This window comes from Pantoea sp. AG702 (assembly GCF_003182295.1).
In the GTDB taxonomy this organism is placed as follows: domain Bacteria; phylum Pseudomonadota; class Gammaproteobacteria; order Enterobacterales; family Enterobacteriaceae; genus Pantoea; species Pantoea ananatis.
The window spans coordinates 462,413-481,576 of the sequence record NZ_QGTU01000002.1; the positions used below are offsets into that span (position 1 = coordinate 462,413).

Sequence of the window (19,164 nt, forward strand, 5' to 3'; positions counted from 1 at the left end):
CTTCCTCTTCCCGCGCCGAACATAAGCTGTTTTATGTGATCAAGATCACATAAAAAGACATTAGCCAGCTTTATGAGAATGCTTACCCTTTTAAAAATTGAATGATAATGATTATTATTAATGTTGTCATTATCGTTAAAAAGCGCATGTTTAATGCAAATTAACCACATAAAATGTAGTTTTTAATGATTTTTTTAAACATAAATTCTTAATTTTCTTGATCTCATGGGTTAGCCAGCTCGGCTAAAGGTTACTGAATCTGAACTGACTCGCGCGGTCTGGCGCATGCTGCTGCCCTGTTTTCACGGTGGCCGGGCGGCCTACGTCTTTAACAAAGGAACAGGATATGGTGTTACGTAAGCAAAATCTGTCGGTGCCTCGCCGACATCTGCCTGATGAGGTCCTGACTGCTCAGGACTTTATCTTTAACGACGCGCAAATCCCTGCGTGGCATCAGCAAACGCAAGAGGCGCTGGCGCTGATCTCCAGCACCGTTCAGCGCGTTGAAAAGCCCTTCAGCGGTATTCTGCCCCACGAGCTGGCTCCGGCTTTCAGCGCTGTCGATCTTGACCAGCCGCTGGGAAATAACGAGGCCGCGCTGGAAGAGCTGCGGACGCTTTATCTGCGCGATGCCGTCTGGTTCCACCATCCCAAATACGTGGCGCACCTTAACTGCCCGGTCGTACTGCCGTCGCTGCTGGCCGAGCAGATCATGGCGGCAGTCAACAGCTCCGTGGATACGTGGGACCAGAGTGCGGGCGGAACGCTGATAGAACAGAAGGTGATTGACTGGACACTGGGCCGCATCGGTCTGCCTGCGAGCGCAGACGGCATCTTTACCAGCGGCGGGACGCAGTCGAATCTGATGGCGATGCTGCTGGCGCGCGACAGCTGGTGCGCCGCACATCATCCGGGCCACCTGATCAAACATCAGGGCCTGCCTGCCGATGCGGCAAAATGGCGCGTGTTGACCTCCAGACTGAGCCACTTCAGCATCCAGAAATCGATGGCCATTCTCGGCCTGGGCTACGATGCGGTCATCCCGGTAGCGTATGACGACCATTACCGCATGGACAGCGTGCAGCTTGAGCAGGAGATTCAGCGCTGTCATGAGCAGGGCCTGATCCCTATCGCCGTCGTTGCCACCAGCGGCACCACCGATTTCGGCAGTATCGATCCGCTGGAAAGCATCGCGAAACTTTGTCAGCAGCACGGCATCTGGATGCACGTCGACGCGGCGTACGGCTGCGGCCTCCTGGTTTCCGAACAGCATCGCCAGCGCCTCAACGGCATTGAAAAAGCCGACTCGGTGACGGTGGATTACCACAAGTCATTCTTCCAGACCGTAAGCTGTGGCGCGTTCTTTGTGCGCGAGAAACAGCACCTTAGCCATGTAACGCACCATGCTGATTACCTTAATCCGCTTAGCGCCCAGCAGGAAGGGACGCCAAACCTGGTCAATAAAAGTATTCAGACCACGCGTCGGTTTGACGCGCTGAAAATGTGGCTGACCTTACGCATTATGGGGCCGTCTGCACTGGGTGAGGCATTCGATACCATTCTGACGCTGACTCAGGCAACCCATCAGCGGCTGAACGCCCATCCGGCGATTGAGGTTCTGCATGCGCCTGAACTGACCACCCAAATCTTCCGCTTCGTGCCACGCCCTGGCATGAATCCCGCACAGCTGGATGCCATCAACGCCGGTATCCGCAAGGCGCTGTTCCGATCCGGTAATGCGGTGATTGCCGGGACCAAAGTGGAGGGGCGGCAGTACCTGAAATTTACCCTGCTGAATCCCACCACCTCGGTGGCTGACATTGAAGATGTGATCGCCCTGATCGCCCATTACGGTCGAGAACAGGCGCGTGACGTGACATTACCCGTGGCTAACCAGTGAGAACGGTGCAATGAACAACCAGATGTATGACTTTATCGGTATTGGTATCGGTCCTTTTAATCTCAGCCTGGCCTGCCTGAGCGAACCGGTTGAGGGGCTGAAGGGGATTTTTCTGGATCAAAATTCGGGATTCGACTGGCACACCGGCATGATGCTGGAGAGTGCGCATCTGCAAACGCCCTTTATGGCTGACCTGGTGACGCTGGCCGATCCCACCAATCCCTATAGCCTGCTCAATTATATGAAACAGAAAGGGAAAATTTATTCGTTTTACATTCGCGAAGACTTCTTCCTGATGCGTAAAGAGTACAACCAGTACTGTCAGTGGGCCTGTTCACAGCTGAGTAATTTACGCTGGAACACGCGCGTAGACTATGTAAGCTACGACGATGCCCGACAGTGCTACTGCGTTCGCTCGGTGGATACGCTCACGGGTCAGCAGCAAGAGTGGCTGGCCCGTAAGCTGGTGTTGGGCACCGGACCCACCGCCTGGCTGCCGGCGTGCAGCCGACCGCACCAGTCGCGTTTCACCCATTCCAGCCAGTATCTGGCAGACAAAGCGGAATTGCAGAAAAAAAGCACCCTCACCGTGCTGGGAAGCGGGCAGAGCGCTGCAGAGATCTATTACGATCTGCTGACGGACATCGATCGGTTTGGCTATCAGCTGAACTGGATCACCCGCGCGCCGCGTTTTTATCCGCTGGAATACACCAAACTGACCCTGGAGATGACCTCGCCAGAATGGGTCGACTACTTCCACGCGCTGCCGGGGGAGAAGCGCGATGCGCTGAACGCGCGCCACAAAAATCTCTACAAAGGTATTAACAGCACCTTAATCAACGACATCTACGACCTGATGTACGTCAAGCAACTGGATGGCGCGCTGGACGTTAACCTGTTCACCCATTCTGAACTTACCGGTATGCGCTGGTTGCCAGGCGGTGAATGTGAACTCGCGCTGCATCATCAGGAACAGGATTGTGCTTACACGCGTCGTACTCAGGGCCTGGTCATGGCAACGGGTTATCAGTATCGCCCGCCGATGTTTATCGAAGGCATCAGCCAGCGTCTGCGCTGGGATGAAAAGGGCCGTTACGACGTCCAGCGCAATTACAGTATCGACCTGCACAACCAGGTCTTCGTCCAGAACGCGGAGCTGCATACGCATGGTTTTGTGACGCCGGATCTTGGCATGGCCTGCTATCGCAACTCGGTGCTCCTGCGTGAACTCACCGGGCGGGAAGTTTATCCCGTTGAGCGTCAAATCGCCTTCCAGACTTTCCCGGCCCAAACGGAACACTAATATGTCACAGTCCACACTTTTCACTGCGGCCCGTCCAGCGGGTCAGTTTACCCTTCGTCCCCTGCTGCCCGCTGATGTGAGGCTTATTCACCGCTGGGTCACGCGCGACTACGCCCGCTTCTGGGGAATGCAGGATCACGCGCCAGAGCAGGTCGCCGAATTCTATCAACAGCTGACGGCAAAAGATCCCCATGCGGCGTTAATCGGCTGCTGCGATGGCGAACCGGCGTTTCTTATCGAATGTTATCGTGCCAGTGAGGATGAGGTCGGCAGGCATTATCCCGCCCAGCCAGACGACTACGGCATGCATATTCTGATCGCGCCCGCGGTGACACCGGTCAGCCAGTTTAGCTGGCAGGTGTTCAGCACGGTCATGGACTACATGTTCAGCCGCCCCGAGGTTAACCGCGTGGTGGTCGAGCCGGACGTGCGCAATGACAAAATCCATCGCCTGAATAAACGTGCGGGTTTTCGCTATCAGCACACCATTGATATGGGACATAAAACGGCCTGGTTGGCTTTCTGCCAGCGCGATGATTATCAGCAGGCCCTACTGCAGGATTCACTTATGAATAACACCACACCGCTGTTGAACGGTTCACACCTCACCGGACAAGACTGGCTGCAGGCCAACCGTTTACTGATTCGCAAAGCCATTGCCGAATTCGCGCACGAGAAGCTGATCACCCCTGTTGATGTCGGCAGTGGCCGTTACCAGCTGGCCGTGCCGAATGGCGAATCAGACTATGTTTTTTCCGCACAACGGCTGGCGCTTGACCACTGGGAAATCGATGTGGCTTCCCTGCAAAAACAGGAAAACGGCTACCGTTTACCGCTGGATGCGCTGCAGTTTATTGAAGAGTTCAATGCCCAAATCGGCATCCCTCAGGCGCTGTTGGCGACCTATATGGAAGAGATCAGCAGCACGTTGTGCAGTAGCGTGTTTAAACTGCAGAAGAACAATCCAGACAGCCAGGCGCTGGTGAAGGCGGACTTCCAGACCCTGGAGTCGTCGATGACGGAAGGGCATCCCTGCTTTGTCGCCAATAACGGCCGTATTGGTTTTGATGCACGCGATTATCTCGCTTATGCGCCTGAGGCGGCGACGCCGGTGAGATTGATCTGGGTCGCCGTGCATCGACGTAATGCTCACTTCTCCAGCATCAGTGAGCTGAGCTATGCGCGGCTGTTGCAGGAGGAGTTAGGACAGGCTGCCCTCGACCAGTTCGCCGCTCAGCTGGCGAGCAAAGACGTCGTTGCCGAAGACTATATCCTGATGCCGGTCCATCCCTGGCAGTGGCAGAATAAACTGCTGACGGTGTTTGCTGCGGATATTGCTAACCAGGACATTATTTATCTCGGAATCGGTGAGGACCACTATCAGGCTCAACAGTCGATTCGCACCTTCTTCAACCGCAGCCAGCCGCAGAAACGCTATGTGAAAACGGCGCTGTCGGTGCTGAACATGGGCTTTATGCGCGGTCTTTCGCCTTACTATATGGCGACCACGCCCGCGATTAACGAATGGCTGGAAACGCTGGTGGCAAACGATAGCTGGCTCCAGCGCTGTGATTTCCGCATCCTGCGTGAAGTGGCCGCGGTGGGCTATCACAACCGACATTACGAACGCGCGATCAAAGGCGACTCTGCCTACAAGAAAATGTTTGCGGCCCTGTGGCGTGATAATCCGGTCACTGACCTGCAGCCTGGCCAGCGTTTAATGACCATGGCGGCGTTTCTGCATGTCGATCATCAGCAGCAGCCGTTATTACCGGCGCTGATCGCCGATTCGGGGCTGCCAGCGGAACAGTGGATTGACCGTTACCTGAACTGTTATCTCAGCCCGCTGCTGCATTGCTTTTATCAACACGATCTGGTGTTTATGCCTCACGGTGAGAACCTTATTCTGCTGCTGGAAAACAATGTGCCGGTCAGCGCCTACATGAAGGACATCGGCGAGGAGATTGCGGTGATGAATCCGGATGCGGTTCTGCCTGAAAAGGTGCAGCGGCTGGCGGTGGACGTGCCTGAACATCTGAAGCTGCTGTCGATTTTTACCGATGTCTTCGACTGCATTTTCCGCTTTATCAGCGCGATTTTGCATCAGTCTGATACCTTGTCGGAAACCCAGTTCTGGCAGCGGGTGGCGCAGTGCGTCAAGGACTATCAGCAGGCCCATCCGCAGCTTGCCAGTAAGTTCGCCCGCTACGATATGTTTGCGCCCGAATTCACCCGCTCTTGCCTGAATCGCCTGCAACTGGCGAACAATCAGCAGATGATTAACCTGTCCGATCCTGCAGAAAACCTCAAGTTTGCCGGTACGCTGGAGAATCCCATCGCCAAATGGCGGTAACGGGATAATGACCTCCTTTCACATCAGCGCGGTCGCTCAGGCGACCGCGTTTTTTATCGTTTTTCTGGACATTATTCACGATGGCTCTTTTTCAACCGGTCTCGCGCCTCACGCGTCGACATTTCCTGTTCCCCTTATCGCTGGTGTTATTTGAGTTTGCCACCTATCTGGCGCACGACATGATTCAGCCAGGCATGCTGCTGGTCACGCAGGCATTTCACGTGGGTCCGGAGTGGGTCTCCACGTCACTGACCGCTTACCTGATGGGCGGCATGCTGCTGCAGTGGCTGTTGGGCCCGCTATCCGACAAGCTGGGACGACGTCCGGTGCTGCTGGCAGGCGTTGCCTTTTTCATGCTGACCTGCCTCGCAACCCACTGGGTGCAGAGCATTGGGCAGTTTATCCTGCTGCGCTTTCTTCAGGGCATCAGCCTGTGTTTCATCGGTGCAGTCGGTTATGCCGCCATTCAGGAGGCATTTGACGAAGCGCTCAGCGTAAAGATGATGGCGCTGATGGCTAACGTAGCGCTGCTGGCACCGTTGGCCGGGCCGCTGGCGGGCACGGCGTTTCTGGCTGTTGCGGACTGGCGCACGCTGTTCCTGTTTTTTGCCGCCCTGTCTGCTCTGGCATTGACGGGCCTGTGGCTCTCGATGCCGGAAACGGCGGGCGACAGAAACACCTCCGTGTCGCTGAAGTCCCTGGCGGCCGGCTATTACGCCTTGTTAAAAGACCGCCAGGTGATGTGCGGTTCACTGGCCATCGGCCTGGTGACGATTCCCTGTCTGGCCTGGGTAGCGCTTTCTCCCGTTATCCTTATTCACGATCTGGGACTGAGCCGCATGGATTATGCGCTGCTCCAGTTACCGGTCTTTCTGGCGATGATCGCCGGAAATCTGCTGCTGGGGCGGCTTGCCAGCCGTCTGCCGGTTGAACAGCCGCTGCGGCTGGGGGCCTGGCCGATTTTGGCGGGTTTGACGGTGGCCGCTATTGGCACCTTTATCAATGCAGGCAACGCGGCATGGCTGACGGCGGGCCTGAGCCTTTACGGATTCGGCACCGGAATGGTGAATGCCGGGCTGTACCGACTGACATTGTTCTCCAGCCGGGCGGGCAAGGGCAGCGTCGCGGCGATGTTAGGGATGGTCAGTATGGTGGTGTTTGCGCTGGGCATTGAGGCGGTGAAAGCGGCGTACTTCGGTGGCGGAACGGCCTGGTTCAGCCTGATTAATCTGCTGTGCGGGCTGTTATGGCTGGCACTGGTGCGGTCGTTTCTGCGCGAAAAACAGCGGCGACACAGCACCGTAACGGCCTGAGGTGAGACAGGCGGCCTGGTGCCGCCTGTGGGAAGGATCAGAAATCGTAGCCGACGGTGGCAACAATGGTGCGTTCAGCTCCCCAGTAGCAGAAGCCGGTGCCATAGCAGGCGGAGACATAGTCGCGATCGGTCAGGTTATTCGCGTTAACCTGCACAAAAGCCCCTTTCAGGCTGCTGTTCCAGACGCCTAAATCGGCACGTACCGTGGCATCAAACAGCGTAGCGGAAGGCAGACGAGTGGTGTTTTCATTGTCTGCCCACTGCCGACCAATGTAACGGACGCCTGCGCCTACGCTGATCCCGGCATCAAACTGGTATTTCGCCCACGCAGAAGCCATCGAGTTGGGCGTCACGTAAGGCGTATGACCGTTGTTACCGTCGATAGAATCTTTGAAGCGCACGTGGTTGAGCGTAAAGCTCGCCAGCGTGCTCAGGCGCGGAGTGAGCTGATTATGGGCTTCCAGTTCGAGGCCCTGAGAGTGCACTTTCCCGGCCGGTTCGTAATAAGAGCCTACCACCACGCGGTTACCCACATCATTTTGCGTCAGGTCGTACACGGCTGCTGAGTAGAGATCGGACGTGCCCACGGGCTGGTATTTAATCCCGGCCTCGTACTGCTCAGATGTAGTCGGTTTCAGCAGGTTGCCGTCCTGTCCGGAAAGCGATTGCGGCGTAATGGCCTGACTGTAGCTGGCATACGGAGAGATACCGTTATCGAATGCATAGAGCAGCGCCGCGCGACCGCTGACGTGATCGTCTTGACGACGATATTGCGTATCGGTGCTGTACTGTCTGTTTTCAGACACGATCCGATCGTAGCGGCCGGAGAGATCCAGATGCCACTTGTCCCATTTCATCTCATCCTGCAGATACATACCGGTTTGGTAGTAACGGCGCTGTGAGTTCTGGAATACGTAAGCCGGATTCGTCCCCACGGCCTGGCCTGTCAGCGCGTTAAGCTGACTGGCTAAGCCACTGGCATCACGCAAATCATTGGTGTACTGATGATATTCCGCGCCCAGTACGACCTTATGATCTACCGGACCCGTGGCAAAATCGGCTTCCAGTTGATTATCGATCGCGTACGCATTCAGTGAAGAACGTGAACCGGAATAGTAGCGATTAAGCAGTTCAGACTGCGGAGAATCCCAGCCAGCCTGATAAACCTGATCCAAATCGACATTGGAGTGGGAATAGCTGGCATTGGAGCGGAAGGCCCAGGTTTCATTAAAGCGGTGAGCGAACTCCGCGCTGTAAATTTGCTCGCGACGTTTGAACTGATCCAGTGTACTGTCGCCGTCATAAAAACCGGTGCTGAGCTTACGTCCGTTATGCTCGGTTATGCTGCCATCACCCGGCACGGCGCTGTGATAGCCACCGGAAGGATCCTTCTGCAGATAGGCGCGTAACAGCAGTGACGTATCTTCATCCGGTTGCCACAGCAGCGAGGGCGAAATCGCATATTTTTCTTCGCGGGTATGATCGTACTGCGTATCGCTGTTGCGCGTGATGCCGGTCAGACGAAAAGCCCACTGATCGTTGATCGCGTTGGTGTAATCAAATGCGGCGCTGTTGGTGTTATGGGTGCCGGTGGACAGACGGAAATGTCCTTCAGGCGCATATTGAGGACGCTTAGAGGTCTCCATCACTAATCCACCGGGAACGGTTTGGCCATACAGGGCAGAAGAGGGGCCTTTGATCACGTCAATGCGTTCGAGGAACCAGGGATCAACCTGCAGCACGTTGTAGCTGCCCGGATCGCTCATCAGCCGCAGGCCGTCCAGAAAAATATTATCAACGTCGCCGCCGTGGAAACCGCGCAACGATACCGTATCGTAGCGGGTGGCCGCACCGGCGAAGTTCGTAAAGGCGCCCGCAGTGTAATTCAGCGCCTGATTCACATCCATCGCACCCTGATCGTCCATTTGCTGGCGCGTGATCACCGAGACTGACTGCCCGGTGGTGATCAGCGGACGATCGGTCTTGGTTGCGCCTTTACTGACGGTCGCCGTATAGCCTTCTGTCGGGGTTGTCGACGTTTCTTCGGGCTTTGCTGTGACCACCAGCGTGTTGGCGGCAAAGGTCACTGCAGGTGTGGCAATGGCGATGGAACACAGCAACGCTAACCGTTTCCGGCAGAAAGGCATTCTCATTGTTTATCCCTTACAAATGGTAGATACGCCGCTCCCGACAGAGGAAAGGAGCGAAAATTGGTGTTAAGAACAAGTTATTTACATTGAATGCAAATGAGAATTATTGCCTTTACTGTTAATCATTACAAGATGTCTACAGCGTTATTGTTAAAGAAATTGCAGGCTAACGGGGTAAACACGCGTGGAACGTGCGTCAGGGAAGCTTTTTCGGGCAGGTTGTATCGGGCGGGGCGAGGGAGAAACATTCAACACGCTTCACGTACAACGTGAAGGCAGGCCAGGCGATCTGGCCTGCCGGGGAGGAGATGTCAGATGGCGACCAGACCGCGCACGTTCTCCGCCTCCATGTCACTGCCACGACCGCGCTGGATAATCTCGCCGCGCGACATCACCAGATAGCTGTCGGCCAACTCAGCGGCGAAATCATAGAATTGCTCAACCAGCAGAATCGCCATATCGCCGCGCTGCGCCAACTGACGGATCACCATGCCAATCTCTTTGATCACCGACGGCTGGATCCCTTCCGTCGGCTCGTCGAGGATCAGCAACTGCGGACGACTTGCCAGCGCGCGACCAATCGCTAACTGCTGCTGTTGTCCCCCGGACAGGTCGCCTCCGCGCCGCGACTTCATGTCGAACAGCACGGGAAACAGCTGATAGATCTCATCAGGCACCTGTTTGGCCTGTGAGGCGGAGAAGCGGGACAGGCCCATTAGCAGATTCTCCTCAACCGTGAGACGGGGGAAAATTTCGCGGCCCTGTGGCACGTAAGCGATGCCGGACTGCACGCGCTGATGCGGCTTGCGCGTCCCGATCGGCTTGTCCTGCCAGCGTACCTCACCCGATTTGGCCGGAATCAATCCCATCAGGCATTTCAGCAGCGTGGTTTTGCCCACGCCGTTACGGCCCAGCAGGCAGGTGATTTCGCCTGTTTTTACCTCAAAAGACAGGCCGCGTAGAATATGGCTGCCACCGTAATACTGATGCAGTTCAGATACCTGTAACATTTAGCGCCCCAAATAAACGTCGATGACCTGCTCGTTGGCCTGAACCTCGCGCAGCGAACCTTCCGCCAGCACCTTGCCTTGATGCAAAACCGTGACGTAGTCGGCAATGGTTTCCACAAAGCCCATGTCGTGTTCAACCACCATGAGTGAGTGTTTCCCTGCCAGGCTACGGAACAGCTCGGCGGTATAGTCGGTTTCCGCATCGGTCATGCCGGCCGCAGGTTCATCCAGCAGAAGCAGGTGCGGCTCCTGCACCAGCAGCATGCCGATCTCAAGAAACTGTTTCTGTCCATGCGACAACAGGCCCGCCTGGCGGTGACGCGAACCCGTAAGCCGTAACAGGACGAGGACCTCGTCAATCCGATCCCGCTGCTCGCTGTTAAGCCGTGCGCGCAGGCTGGCCCAAACGGTTTTGGTGGTTTTCAGGGCAATTTCCAGATTTTCAAACACCGTCAGCGCTTCAAACACCGTGGGTTTCTGAAATTTGCGTCCGATACCGCGACGGGCAATCTCAACGGGGGAGTGGCTGGTCAGGTCATTATCCTGATCGTAAATGACCCGGCCCTTATCCGGTCGTGTTTTACCGGTAATCACATCCATTAGCGTGGTTTTTCCAGCGCCGTTAGGGCCGATCACACAGCGCAGTTCGCCCACGCCTATCTGTAAGGACAGATCGGACAGGGCGCGAAAGCCATCAAAAGAGACGGTGACGGCTTCCAGTTGCAGCACCGGATCGCGCTGAACACGATGACGATCGGCGGGAAATGATTGGGTATACGGGTGCTCAGTCATCTTTTCTCCGGCGGAGTAAGCCAATCACGCCACGCGGCAGAAACAGCGTGACCAGAATAAACATCATCCCCAGAAAGAACAGCCAGTACTCGGGGAAGGCAACGGTAAACAGGCTCTTCGCGCCGTTAACAATCGCGGCGCCCAGCAGCGGGCCAATTAAGGTGCCGCGTCCACCCAGTGCGACCCAGATAGCGGCTTCGATGGAGTTGGTGGGGGACATTTCACCGGGATTAATAATGCCGACCTGAGGCACATAAAGTGCGCCCGCCATGCCGCATAACACGGCGGACAGCGTCCAGACGAACAGCTTAAAGCCACGGGGATCGTAACCGCAGAACATCAGACGGTTTTCCGCGTCGCGGACCGCCGTCAGCACCCGGCCGAATTTACTGCGTGCCAGGACAAAACCCAGGCCTAAACTGACTAACAGCAATATCACCGTCGCGACAAACAGGCCGATGCGCGTGCCCGTGGCGGTAACATTAAAACCCAGCAGGGTGGTGAAGCCGGTAAAGCCGTTGTTGCCACCAAAGCCGGTTTCATTGCGGAAAAACAGCAGCATGCCGGCATAGGTCAGCGCCTGGGTCATGATGGAGAAATAAACCCCTTTAATTTTCGAGCGGAAGGCGAAAAAACCAAAGACCAGCGCCAGCAGGCCGGGAACCAGTACAATCAGGCACAGCGCCCAGGCAAAATGCTGGGTGCCCGCCCAAAACCACGGCAGCCGATCCCAGGAGAGAAAGGCCATAAAGGCCGGTACGCCGTCGCCCGCCGCCTGGCGCATCAGGTACATGCCCATCGCATAGCCGCCCAGCGCAAAAAACAGGCCGTGTCCCAGAGAGAGTAAACCGGCATAACCCCAGACCAGATCCAGCGCCACCGCGACCACCGCATAGCACAGAATTTTACCCACCAGGGTTAAGGTATAGGTCGATATCGCCAGCGGATGGGTTGCCGGCAGCAGCGCCAGAAATGGCATGATCAGCAGCATCAGCGTAACCAGTGCGCCAATACCCAGCGTCAGGCGCGGGGCCTGACGAGCCAGACGTAAGGAGATGGGTTGCGTCATTAGTCAGTCACCCTTCCTTTCACCGCAAATAACCCTTGCGGACGTTTTTGAATAAACAGCACGATCATGACCAGAATCAGGATTTTCCCCAGCACCGCGCCGATTTGCGGTTCCAGCACTTTATTGAGAATGCCCAGCCCCAGCGCAGCCACGACGGTGCCGGCCAGTTGCCCCACACCGCCGAGCACCACCACCAGGAAAGAGTCAATAATGTAGCCCTGGCCCAGTTCCGGTCCGACATTTCCCAACTGGGACAGGGCCACGCCGCCCAGCCCGGCGATGCCGGAGCCCAGGCCAAAAGCCAGCATATCGACTCGGCCTGTTGGCACGCCGCAGCAGTCGGCCATGGCCCGGTTTTGCGTTACCGCCCGCACGTTCATCCCCAGCCGCGTGCGGTTCAGCAGCAGCCAGGTCAGGATCAGCACAAACACCACGAACAGAATGACCGCAATACGGTTCCAGGGCAGAACCAGATTCGGCAGCACCTGCAATCCGCCGGACAGCCAGGCGGGGTTCGCAACCTCAAGGTTCTGCGCGCCAAACAGCATCCGCACCAGCTGAATCAGCATCAGGCTGATGCCCCAGGTGGCTAACAGGGTTTCCAGTGGACGGCCATACAGGTGACGGATAATGGTGCGCTCCAGCGCCATACCGATAACCGCCGTTAACCCAAAGGCGACCGGGAGCGCCAGCAGCGGATACCAGCCGATGTAATGCGGCGCGAACTGCTGAAACAGGTTTTGCACCATCCAGGTCGCGTAGGCACCCAGCATCAACATTTCCCCGTGCGCCATATTGATCACGCCCAGCAGGCCGTAGGTAATCGCCAGGCCCAGGGCGGCAAGCAGCAGTATCGAACCCAGCGACAGGCCGCTAAACGCCTGGCCCAACAGATCGCCCCACATCAGGCGGCTTTTAATCTGTTGCAGGCTTTCTTTTGCCGCCTCGCGTACGGTTTCATCGGGCTCCACTGTGGGCTGGGTCAGCCGTTGCAGGCTGGCCTGGGTGTTAGGATCGCCGGACTCGCCCAGCAGTTTCACCGCCCGCAGCCGAACCATGGGTTGAGGGCTGGACAGTTGCAGGCTGGCCGCCGCCATCGCCAGCGCGGCATGCACGCGCGCATCCTTTTCGAGGCTCAGGCGTTGCGTAATCAGCGGGAGAAGATCGGCGGCGGCGTCATTTTGTAACTGCTGTGCCGCACTCAGGCGTACGCTGGCGTCGCTGCTCACCAGTTGATGTGCGGCGAGCGCACTGGCGACCAGCACGCGCAACCGGTTATTCATAAACAGTTTTTTTAGCGCGCCCTTCGGCTGTGATGACGTATCCAGCGGCTGGAGCCCATTACCGGTTTGGCTAAAAGGATGACGATCCTGATCCGTGACCACGGTTTCGGCTTTCAGCGCCTGAAGCAGCGGCAACAGGCTGACATCTGGCGCAGCGGCCCACTGTTGCAGCAATTCCGCCTGCTGAGCGCGGCTCGCCGCGGCGAAGTCGGCCGCCGGTCCGGCGCTGGCAAACAGCGGCAGGAGCAGCAAAAAACTAAAGAAACACAGGCGAAGCGTCATGGGAGAGCCTCATCAAATAGGCGATCATAGGAAGTCCTTACTGCCGCCCCACAGAGGGATCAGGGGCGGCACCTGTCTTACTGAGACGTTTTCATCGGGTGATCGGGTTTTTTGTCATTACCGGGGATATACGGGCTCCAGGGTTGGGCGCGTACCGGTTTGTCGGTTTGCCAGACCACGTTGAACTGACCGTTTTCTTCCACTTCGCCAATCATCACGGGTTTATGCAGATGGTGGTTAGTCTGATCCATCGTCAGGGTAAAGCCATCCGGCGCTTTAAAGGTCTGACCGGCCATGGCGGCGCGCACCTTATCCACGTCGGTGGTGCCCGCTTTTTCGACGGCCTGCGCCCACATATGGATCCCTACGTAGGTCGCCTCCATCGGATCGTTCGTCACAACGCTGCTGGCATTCGGCAGGTTATGGGCTTTGGCATAAGCACGGTAATCGGCGACAAATTTGGCGTTGGTCGGGTTATCCAGCGATTCGAAGTAGTTCCAGGCGGCGAGCTGGCCGACCAGCGGTTTGGTATCAATTCCACGGAGCTCTTCTTCGCCCACTGAGAACGCCACCACCGGTATATCGGTGGCTTTGATGCCCTGATTCGCCAGCTCTTTGTAAAACGGCACGTTGGAATCCCCGTTGATGGTGGAGACCACCGCGGTTTTCCCGCCTGCGGCGAACTTCTTGATATTGGACACGATGGTCTGGTAATCGCTGTAGCCGAACGGGGTATAAACTTCTTCGATGTCTTTATCCTGTACGCCTTTGGTGTGCAGGAAAGCCCGCAAAATTTTGTTGGTCGTGCGGGGATACACATAATCTGTTCCCAACAGGAAGAAGCGTTTCGCGCCGCCGCCATCCTGGCTCATCAGGTATTCCACTGCCGGAATAGCCTGCTGGTTAGGGGCTGCCCCGGTGTAGAAGACGTTCGGTGACATCTCTTCACCTTCATACTGTACCGGGTAGAAGAGCAGGCCGTTCAGCTCTTCGAAGACCGGCAGCACGGATTTTCGTGATACCGAGGTCCAGCAGCCAAACACCACCGCAGTTTTGTCCTGGGTCAGCAGCTGGCGCGCCTTTTCGGCAAAGAGCGGCCAGTTTGAGGCGGGATCCACCACCACCGGTTCGAGCTTTTTACCCAGCACGCCACCTTTCGCATTGATTTCATCAATGGTCATCAGGGCGACATCTTTCAGTGGCGTTTCGGAAATCGCCATAGTGCCGGAAAGCGAGTGCATAATACCCACTTTGATGGTGTCAGCCGCCTGGGCGTTCCATGAGAATCCCATACCTGCAACGGTAGCGGAGAGTGCAAAAGCCTTGAGCAATGAACGTCTTTTCATCAATGTTAAACCCCTGGTTAGATGGATGCGTTATTCGATGGGTTGGAGCCTGGCCTGCTGTAACATATGGATCGTGATCTTCCTGACCTCAGCCTTACTGGCGGCAATGTGTTCGCTCAGCATCTGCTGGGCTTTGCCGGTCTGCTGCAAAAAAATGGCCTGTAAAATTTGCGCGTGCTCGCGATACGTCGCCGCGATCCTGTCTTCGCGGGTAAAATCGAGACGACGAATAATGCGGATCTTCTCGGTCAGTTCAGCGTGAATACGCGCGATCTCACTGTTGCCTGCGGCGGCGACCAGCGTCATATGAAAGGCCTCATCGTGCTGCGACACTTTCTTGCCGTCATCCAGCCGGGCGGCCTCACACCAGAACTGATAAAGCTCGCGCAGCCGGGCGGCGCACTGCGCCGAGGGCAGTTCGCACAGACGCTTCACGGCTTCGCACTCCAGTACCGTGCGCAGATCGTACAGCTCTTCGAAATAGGCAAAATCGAAGGTTTTGACCTGCCATCCGCTGCGAAACCACACATCGACATAGCCTTCACGCTCCAGCCAGAACAGTGCCTGCCGGACTGGCGTGCGGCTGACCGCCATACGTTCAGCAATTTCACTCTCGCTGAAGCGGTCACCGGGCATCAGGCGAAACTCAAAAATGTCGTTTTTCAGCGTCTGGTAAACACGTTCCGCCAGGGCTTCCGGACGCGCTTTATTACGGGGTAAACGGGTTGTCATCGGCTCTCCTTATTCCAGCCACAGCAGCGTATCGCCAGGGCTGACGGCACGCCCTGCCTGACAGGCGATGCGTTTCACCCGACCGGCGCAGGGGGCTGCAATCGCCAGCTCCATTTTCATTGCTTCAACAATCACCAGCGTCTGACCCGCGCTGACGTCATCCCCGGGCTGTACCAGCACTTTCCAGATATTGCCGTTCATATCTGCCTGCACCGCGTGCGCGCTGTCATCTTCAGCGGCGGTATGAGGCGCTTTATCTGGAGGAGAGGCGATCTCCTGTTCCTCCTGCGACCAGCGCGTGACTTCCTGCTCGAAAGCCGCTGCCTGACGCTGGCGAAACGCCGTGATGTCCTGAGCGTTATCCGCCAGGAATTGTTGGTGAGCGGCAAAGTCAAATTCAGTTTCGTCAATACGCAGCGTGGCGCGACCTTCGCGGAAATCGTCACGTAACTGCGTCAGCGCCTCTTCCGTTACGGGATAAAAGCGCACCTGATCGAAGAAGCGCAGCAGCCAGGGTTCGCCTGCAGTAAACTGCGCATTTTTGAGGAACTTGTTCCAGATAGGTAAGGTACGGCCCACCAGCTGATAGCCGCCGGGCGAGTCCATGCCGTAAATGCACATATACATCCCGCCGATGCCGACGGTGCCTTCTGCCGTAAAGGTACGGGCCGGGCTGTATTTGGAACTCAGCAGGCGGTGACGGGGATCGACAGGCACGGCGCAGGGCGCGCCAAGGTACACATCCCCCAGCCCTAAAATCAGATAGCTGGCCTCAAAGATCGTGTCGCGGACCTGGTCGCGGCTGGTTAATCCGTTAATGCGCTGAATAAAATCGACATTATTTGGCAGCCAGGGCGCGCTGGCACGCACGGTTTCTTTATAGCGTTCCACCGCACCGAGCGTCGCGCTGTCTTCAAAGGCCATCGGCAGCCAGACGATGCGTGACGGAACTTTCAGGTGACTGACATTGCCGAGCATCGCTTCCCGTTCCAGCAGCACGTTCATTAACTGCGACTGACTCAGGACCAGGCTGTCGTAGCGAATTTGCAGCGAGCGCACGCCAGGAGAGAGCTCTTCGATCCCGGTAACAGGCTGAGCACGCAGCGCCTCCATTAACAAATGCACACGCAGACGCAATGCCAGATCGAGGACGTTGTCGCCATATTCGATGAGGATGTATTTATCACCGGCCTGGCGATAGACCGCCTTGGGGGAGGTTTCCGTGGCGGCGACAGCGGCGAGCAGGGTGCCGGAACCAAAGCGGTTTTCAGCCAGCGAGGGGACGGCAAACGCGGGCGCAGAGTGCGGCCGCAGCGTGGCAATCACCTGCTTCTGAGCCTGTTCCCGCGCGGTCGCTTCCTCTACGCTGATGGGGTGAAAACGGATGCTGTCACCAGGTTTAACCTGACCGACTTTCCACAGCTCGGCTTTGGCTATCGTTACCGGGCAGACAAAGCCGCCAAGGCTGGGGCCGTCGTGGGTGAGGATCACCGGGAAATCACCGGTAAAGTTGACTGCGCCGATAGCATACTCGCAGTCATGTACGTTGGAGGGATGCAGACCGGCCTCACCGCCGTTAGCGCGAGCCCAGCTCGGTTTTGGCCCGACCAGGCGTACGCCAAGGCGGTTTGAGTTGTAGTGTACCTGCCAGTCGCTGGCAAAAAAGTCGTCGATGGCGGCCTGGGTGAAGAAGTCAGGTGCGCCGTGCGGCCCGTACAGCACGCCAATGTGCCATTCGTTCGTGTAGGTCGGTATCAGCGCCGGGCTGAGCGCCTGGGGGGCGCTGATCGGGGCCGGTGTGGTGCAGGCGGCCAGCAGCGGCTGGGAAACCGGCAGCATATCGGCAACCCGCAGCGTCCGCCCCGCGTGCCCGCCAAACTGACCAAGCGAGAAAGTGGAGCGGCTGCCGAGGTATTCCGGTACGTCAAACCCATTACGGATGGCCAGGTAACAGCGACAGCCTTGCAGCGCGCGGCCCAGCGTGAGCGTTTGTCCCGCATTGACCGTGACAGGCTGCCAGTTTGCAACGGGTTCACCATCCAGCATGGCGGCGCAGTCAGCGCCGGTCAGGGCAATTGTCGTCGCACAATGAAAACGCAGCGTCGGGCCCTGTAAGGTAAATTCCAGTCCTGCTGCGGCCTCATGATTGCCGACGATACGGTTAGCCAGCCGGAAAGCATAGTCGTCCATGGGGCCGGAGGGCGGTACGCCGATATCCCAGTAGCCAAGGCGGCCCGGAACGTCCTGCACGGAGCTAAAGGTGCCGGGCTGCAGAACTTCCACCACCGGGGCCGATGGCGTGAAATCATCCAGAAAACCAGTCCAGACGTTGCCGTTCTGGAAGGCGTCGGTGGCGATGACCTGCCGCAGGTAATCAAGATTGGTGGCGATGCCGTGCAGTTGAGTGGCATTAAGCGCGCGTTGCAGTTTGGCCAGCGCGGCGTCCCGGGTTTCAGCATGAACGATCAGTTTGGCGATCATGGGATCGTAGTAGCTCGATACGTCGCTACCGGTGCTGATTCCACTATCGACGCGCACATCCTCGGGAAAGTGCACATGGGTTAAGACACCGGGACAAGGCTGAAAGTGTTTAAGCGGATCTTCAGCGTAGAGCCGGACTTCGATCGAGGCGCCCTGAGGTGCCTGCTGCAGGCGCGGCCAGTCGATCGCTTCATCGGCAGCCACGCGCAACATGCACTCGACCAGGTCAAGACCCGTGACGCATTCGGTGACCGGATGTTCAACCTGCAGGCGGGTATTGACCTCCAGGAAATAGAAGGCGTCCTGCTGCGCATCGTAAATGTATTCGACGGTGCCCGCGCTGCGGTAATTGACCACCTCGCCCAACCGGACTGCCGAGGCGAGCAGCGCATCGCGGGTTGCAGCGGGCAAACAGGGAGCGGGCGTTTCTTCTACCACTTTCTGGTTGCGGCGTTGCAGAGAGCAGTCGCGCTCGCCCAGAGCGACCACGGTGCCTTTGCCGTCGCCAAAGATCTGTACCTCAACATGGCGGGCATGATCGATGCAGCGTTCAAGAAATACGCCTGCGTCGCTGAAGAACTGTTCGCCAAGCCGGCGCACGCTCTCCCAGGCATGCCGGAGCGCCTCGGCATCCGCGCAGCGCGTCAGGCCGATGCCGCCGCCCCCGGCCGTGCTTTTTAACATCACCGGATAACCAATATGGCTCGCGGCGGCCAGGGCGTCATCCAGCGAGTCGAGCAGCGGCGTGCCTGGCGTCATGGGAACACCGGCGTGCGCTGCCAGTTCACGGGCACGGTGCTTTAAACCGAACTCACCAATTTGCTGCGCTGTCGGTCCAACAAATACGATGCCGGCCTCCTCACAGGCGGCGGCAAACGGCAGGCTTTCAGAGAGAAAACCGTAGCCCGGCCAGACAGCCTGGGCGCCGCTTTCCTGCGCGGCCGCCAGAATTTTATCAATGCGCAGATAGCTGTCGCTGGCTTTGTCACCGCCCAGACAAATAGCGATATCGGCATCTTTGACATGTTGCGCGTTACGGTCGGCATTGGAAAAGACCGCGACGCTGGTAATGCCCAAACGTTTCAGGGTACGGATAGCGCGGCAGGCAATTTCGCCACGATTGGCAATCAGAACGGTGCTGAACATGA

At 57.3% G+C, this 19,164-nt stretch carries 12 protein-coding genes; 4 read left to right on the forward strand and 8 right to left on the reverse strand.

What is annotated here, in order from left to right:
• Nucleotides 1-346 precede the first annotated feature (346 nt).
• From DFO57_RS08540 to DFO57_RS08555, 4 genes are all read left to right on the forward strand, one after another.
• A complete protein-coding gene (locus DFO57_RS08540; protein ID WP_029568443.1) occupies nt 347-1,900 on the forward strand; it encodes an aspartate aminotransferase family protein in 1,554 nt (517 codons plus the stop codon).
• Nucleotides 1,901-1,910: 10 nt separating this feature from the next.
• Nucleotides 1,911-3,203: a lysine N(6)-hydroxylase/L-ornithine N(5)-oxygenase family protein gene (locus DFO57_RS08545; RefSeq protein WP_014606631.1), complete on the forward strand. Its 1,293-nt coding sequence runs from the start codon at nt 1,911-1,913 to the stop codon at nt 3,201-3,203.
• A gap of 1 nt (nt 3,204) precedes the next feature.
• Nucleotides 3,205-5,556: a GNAT family N-acetyltransferase gene (locus DFO57_RS08550; RefSeq protein WP_110015271.1), complete on the forward strand. Its 2,352-nt coding sequence runs from the start codon at nt 3,205-3,207 to the stop codon at nt 5,554-5,556.
• Between the two features lie 80 nt (nt 5,557-5,636).
• A complete protein-coding gene (locus tag DFO57_RS08555; RefSeq protein WP_014606629.1) occupies nt 5,637-6,869 on the forward strand; it encodes an MFS transporter in 1,233 nt (410 codons plus the stop codon).
• Between the two features lie 37 nt (nt 6,870-6,906).
• On the opposite strand, the gene DFO57_RS08560 is transcribed toward DFO57_RS08555, so the two are convergent.
• From DFO57_RS08560 to uca, 8 genes are all read right to left on the reverse strand, one after another.
• The gene (locus DFO57_RS08560; protein WP_110015272.1) at nt 6,907-9,024 is read right to left on the reverse strand and encodes a TonB-dependent siderophore receptor; all 2,118 of its coding nucleotides are present in this window, start codon (nt 9,022-9,024) and stop codon (nt 6,907-6,909) included.
• Between the two features lie 308 nt (nt 9,025-9,332).
• On the reverse strand, nt 9,333-10,031 hold the full coding sequence (gene urtE / locus DFO57_RS08565) for an urea ABC transporter ATP-binding subunit UrtE (RefSeq protein ID WP_013024535.1): 699 nt from the start codon (nt 10,029-10,031) through the stop codon (nt 9,333-9,335).
• Nucleotides 10,032-10,823: an urea ABC transporter ATP-binding protein UrtD gene (urtD, locus tag DFO57_RS08570; protein WP_014595297.1), complete on the reverse strand. Its 792-nt coding sequence runs from the start codon at nt 10,821-10,823 to the stop codon at nt 10,032-10,034. It lies immediately after the preceding gene.
• The gene (gene urtC / locus DFO57_RS08575) at nt 10,816-11,892 is read right to left on the reverse strand and encodes an urea ABC transporter permease subunit UrtC (RefSeq protein WP_013024537.1); all 1,077 of its coding nucleotides are present in this window, start codon (nt 11,890-11,892) and stop codon (nt 10,816-10,818) included. Before urtC ends, urtD begins: the two co-directional genes overlap by 8 nt.
• A complete protein-coding gene (gene urtB, locus DFO57_RS08580) occupies nt 11,892-13,457 on the reverse strand; it encodes an urea ABC transporter permease subunit UrtB (RefSeq protein WP_109706994.1) in 1,566 nt (521 codons plus the stop codon). The genes urtC and urtB overlap by 1 nt, the downstream gene beginning before the upstream one ends.
• 77 nt (nt 13,458-13,534) lie before the next feature.
• Nucleotides 13,535-14,803, reverse strand: coding sequence for an urea ABC transporter substrate-binding protein (urtA, locus tag DFO57_RS08585; protein WP_064373188.1), 1,269 nt, complete (start codon nt 14,801-14,803; stop codon nt 13,535-13,537).
• Nucleotides 14,804-14,833: 30 nt separating this feature from the next.
• The gene (locus DFO57_RS08590) at nt 14,834-15,535 is read right to left on the reverse strand and encodes a GntR family transcriptional regulator (protein ID WP_013024540.1); all 702 of its coding nucleotides are present in this window, start codon (nt 15,533-15,535) and stop codon (nt 14,834-14,836) included.
• 9 nt (nt 15,536-15,544) lie between these two features.
• The gene (gene uca / locus DFO57_RS08595) at nt 15,545-19,162 is read right to left on the reverse strand and encodes an urea carboxylase (RefSeq protein WP_019106393.1); all 3,618 of its coding nucleotides are present in this window, start codon (nt 19,160-19,162) and stop codon (nt 15,545-15,547) included.
• Nucleotides 19,163-19,164 lie beyond the last annotated feature (2 nt).

Bases quoted from the DNA above. Each gene is read 5' to 3' on its own strand.
- DFO57_RS08545 (WP_014606631.1), top strand. From the start codon at position 1,911: ATGAACAACCAGATGTATGACTTTATCGGTATTGGTATCGGTCCTTTT.
- DFO57_RS08590 (WP_013024540.1), bottom strand. From the start codon at position 15,535: ATGACAACCCGTTTACCCCGTAATAAAGCGCGTCCGGAAGCCCTGGCG.
- urtE (WP_013024535.1), bottom strand. From the start codon at position 10,031: ATGTTACAGGTATCTGAACTGCATCAGTATTACGGTGGCAGCCATATT.
- DFO57_RS08555 (WP_014606629.1), top strand. From the start codon at position 5,637: ATGGCTCTTTTTCAACCGGTCTCGCGCCTCACGCGTCGACATTTCCTG.
- uca (WP_019106393.1), bottom strand. From the start codon at position 19,162: ATGTTCAGCACCGTTCTGATTGCCAATCGTGGCGAAATTGCCTGCCGC.
- urtC (WP_013024537.1), bottom strand. From the start codon at position 11,892: ATGACGCAACCCATCTCCTTACGTCTGGCTCGTCAGGCCCCGCGCCTG.
- urtD (WP_014595297.1), bottom strand. From the start codon at position 10,823: ATGACTGAGCACCCGTATACCCAATCATTTCCCGCCGATCGTCATCGT.
- urtA (WP_064373188.1), bottom strand. From the start codon at position 14,803: ATGAAAAGACGTTCATTGCTCAAGGCTTTTGCACTCTCCGCTACCGTT.
- urtB (WP_109706994.1), bottom strand. From the start codon at position 13,457: ATGACGCTTCGCCTGTGTTTCTTTAGTTTTTTGCTGCTCCTGCCGCTG.
- DFO57_RS08560 (WP_110015272.1), bottom strand. From the start codon at position 9,024: ATGAGAATGCCTTTCTGCCGGAAACGGTTAGCGTTGCTGTGTTCCATC.
- DFO57_RS08540 (WP_029568443.1), top strand. From the start codon at position 347: ATGGTGTTACGTAAGCAAAATCTGTCGGTGCCTCGCCGACATCTGCCT.
- DFO57_RS08550 (WP_110015271.1), top strand. From the start codon at position 3,205: ATGTCACAGTCCACACTTTTCACTGCGGCCCGTCCAGCGGGTCAGTTT.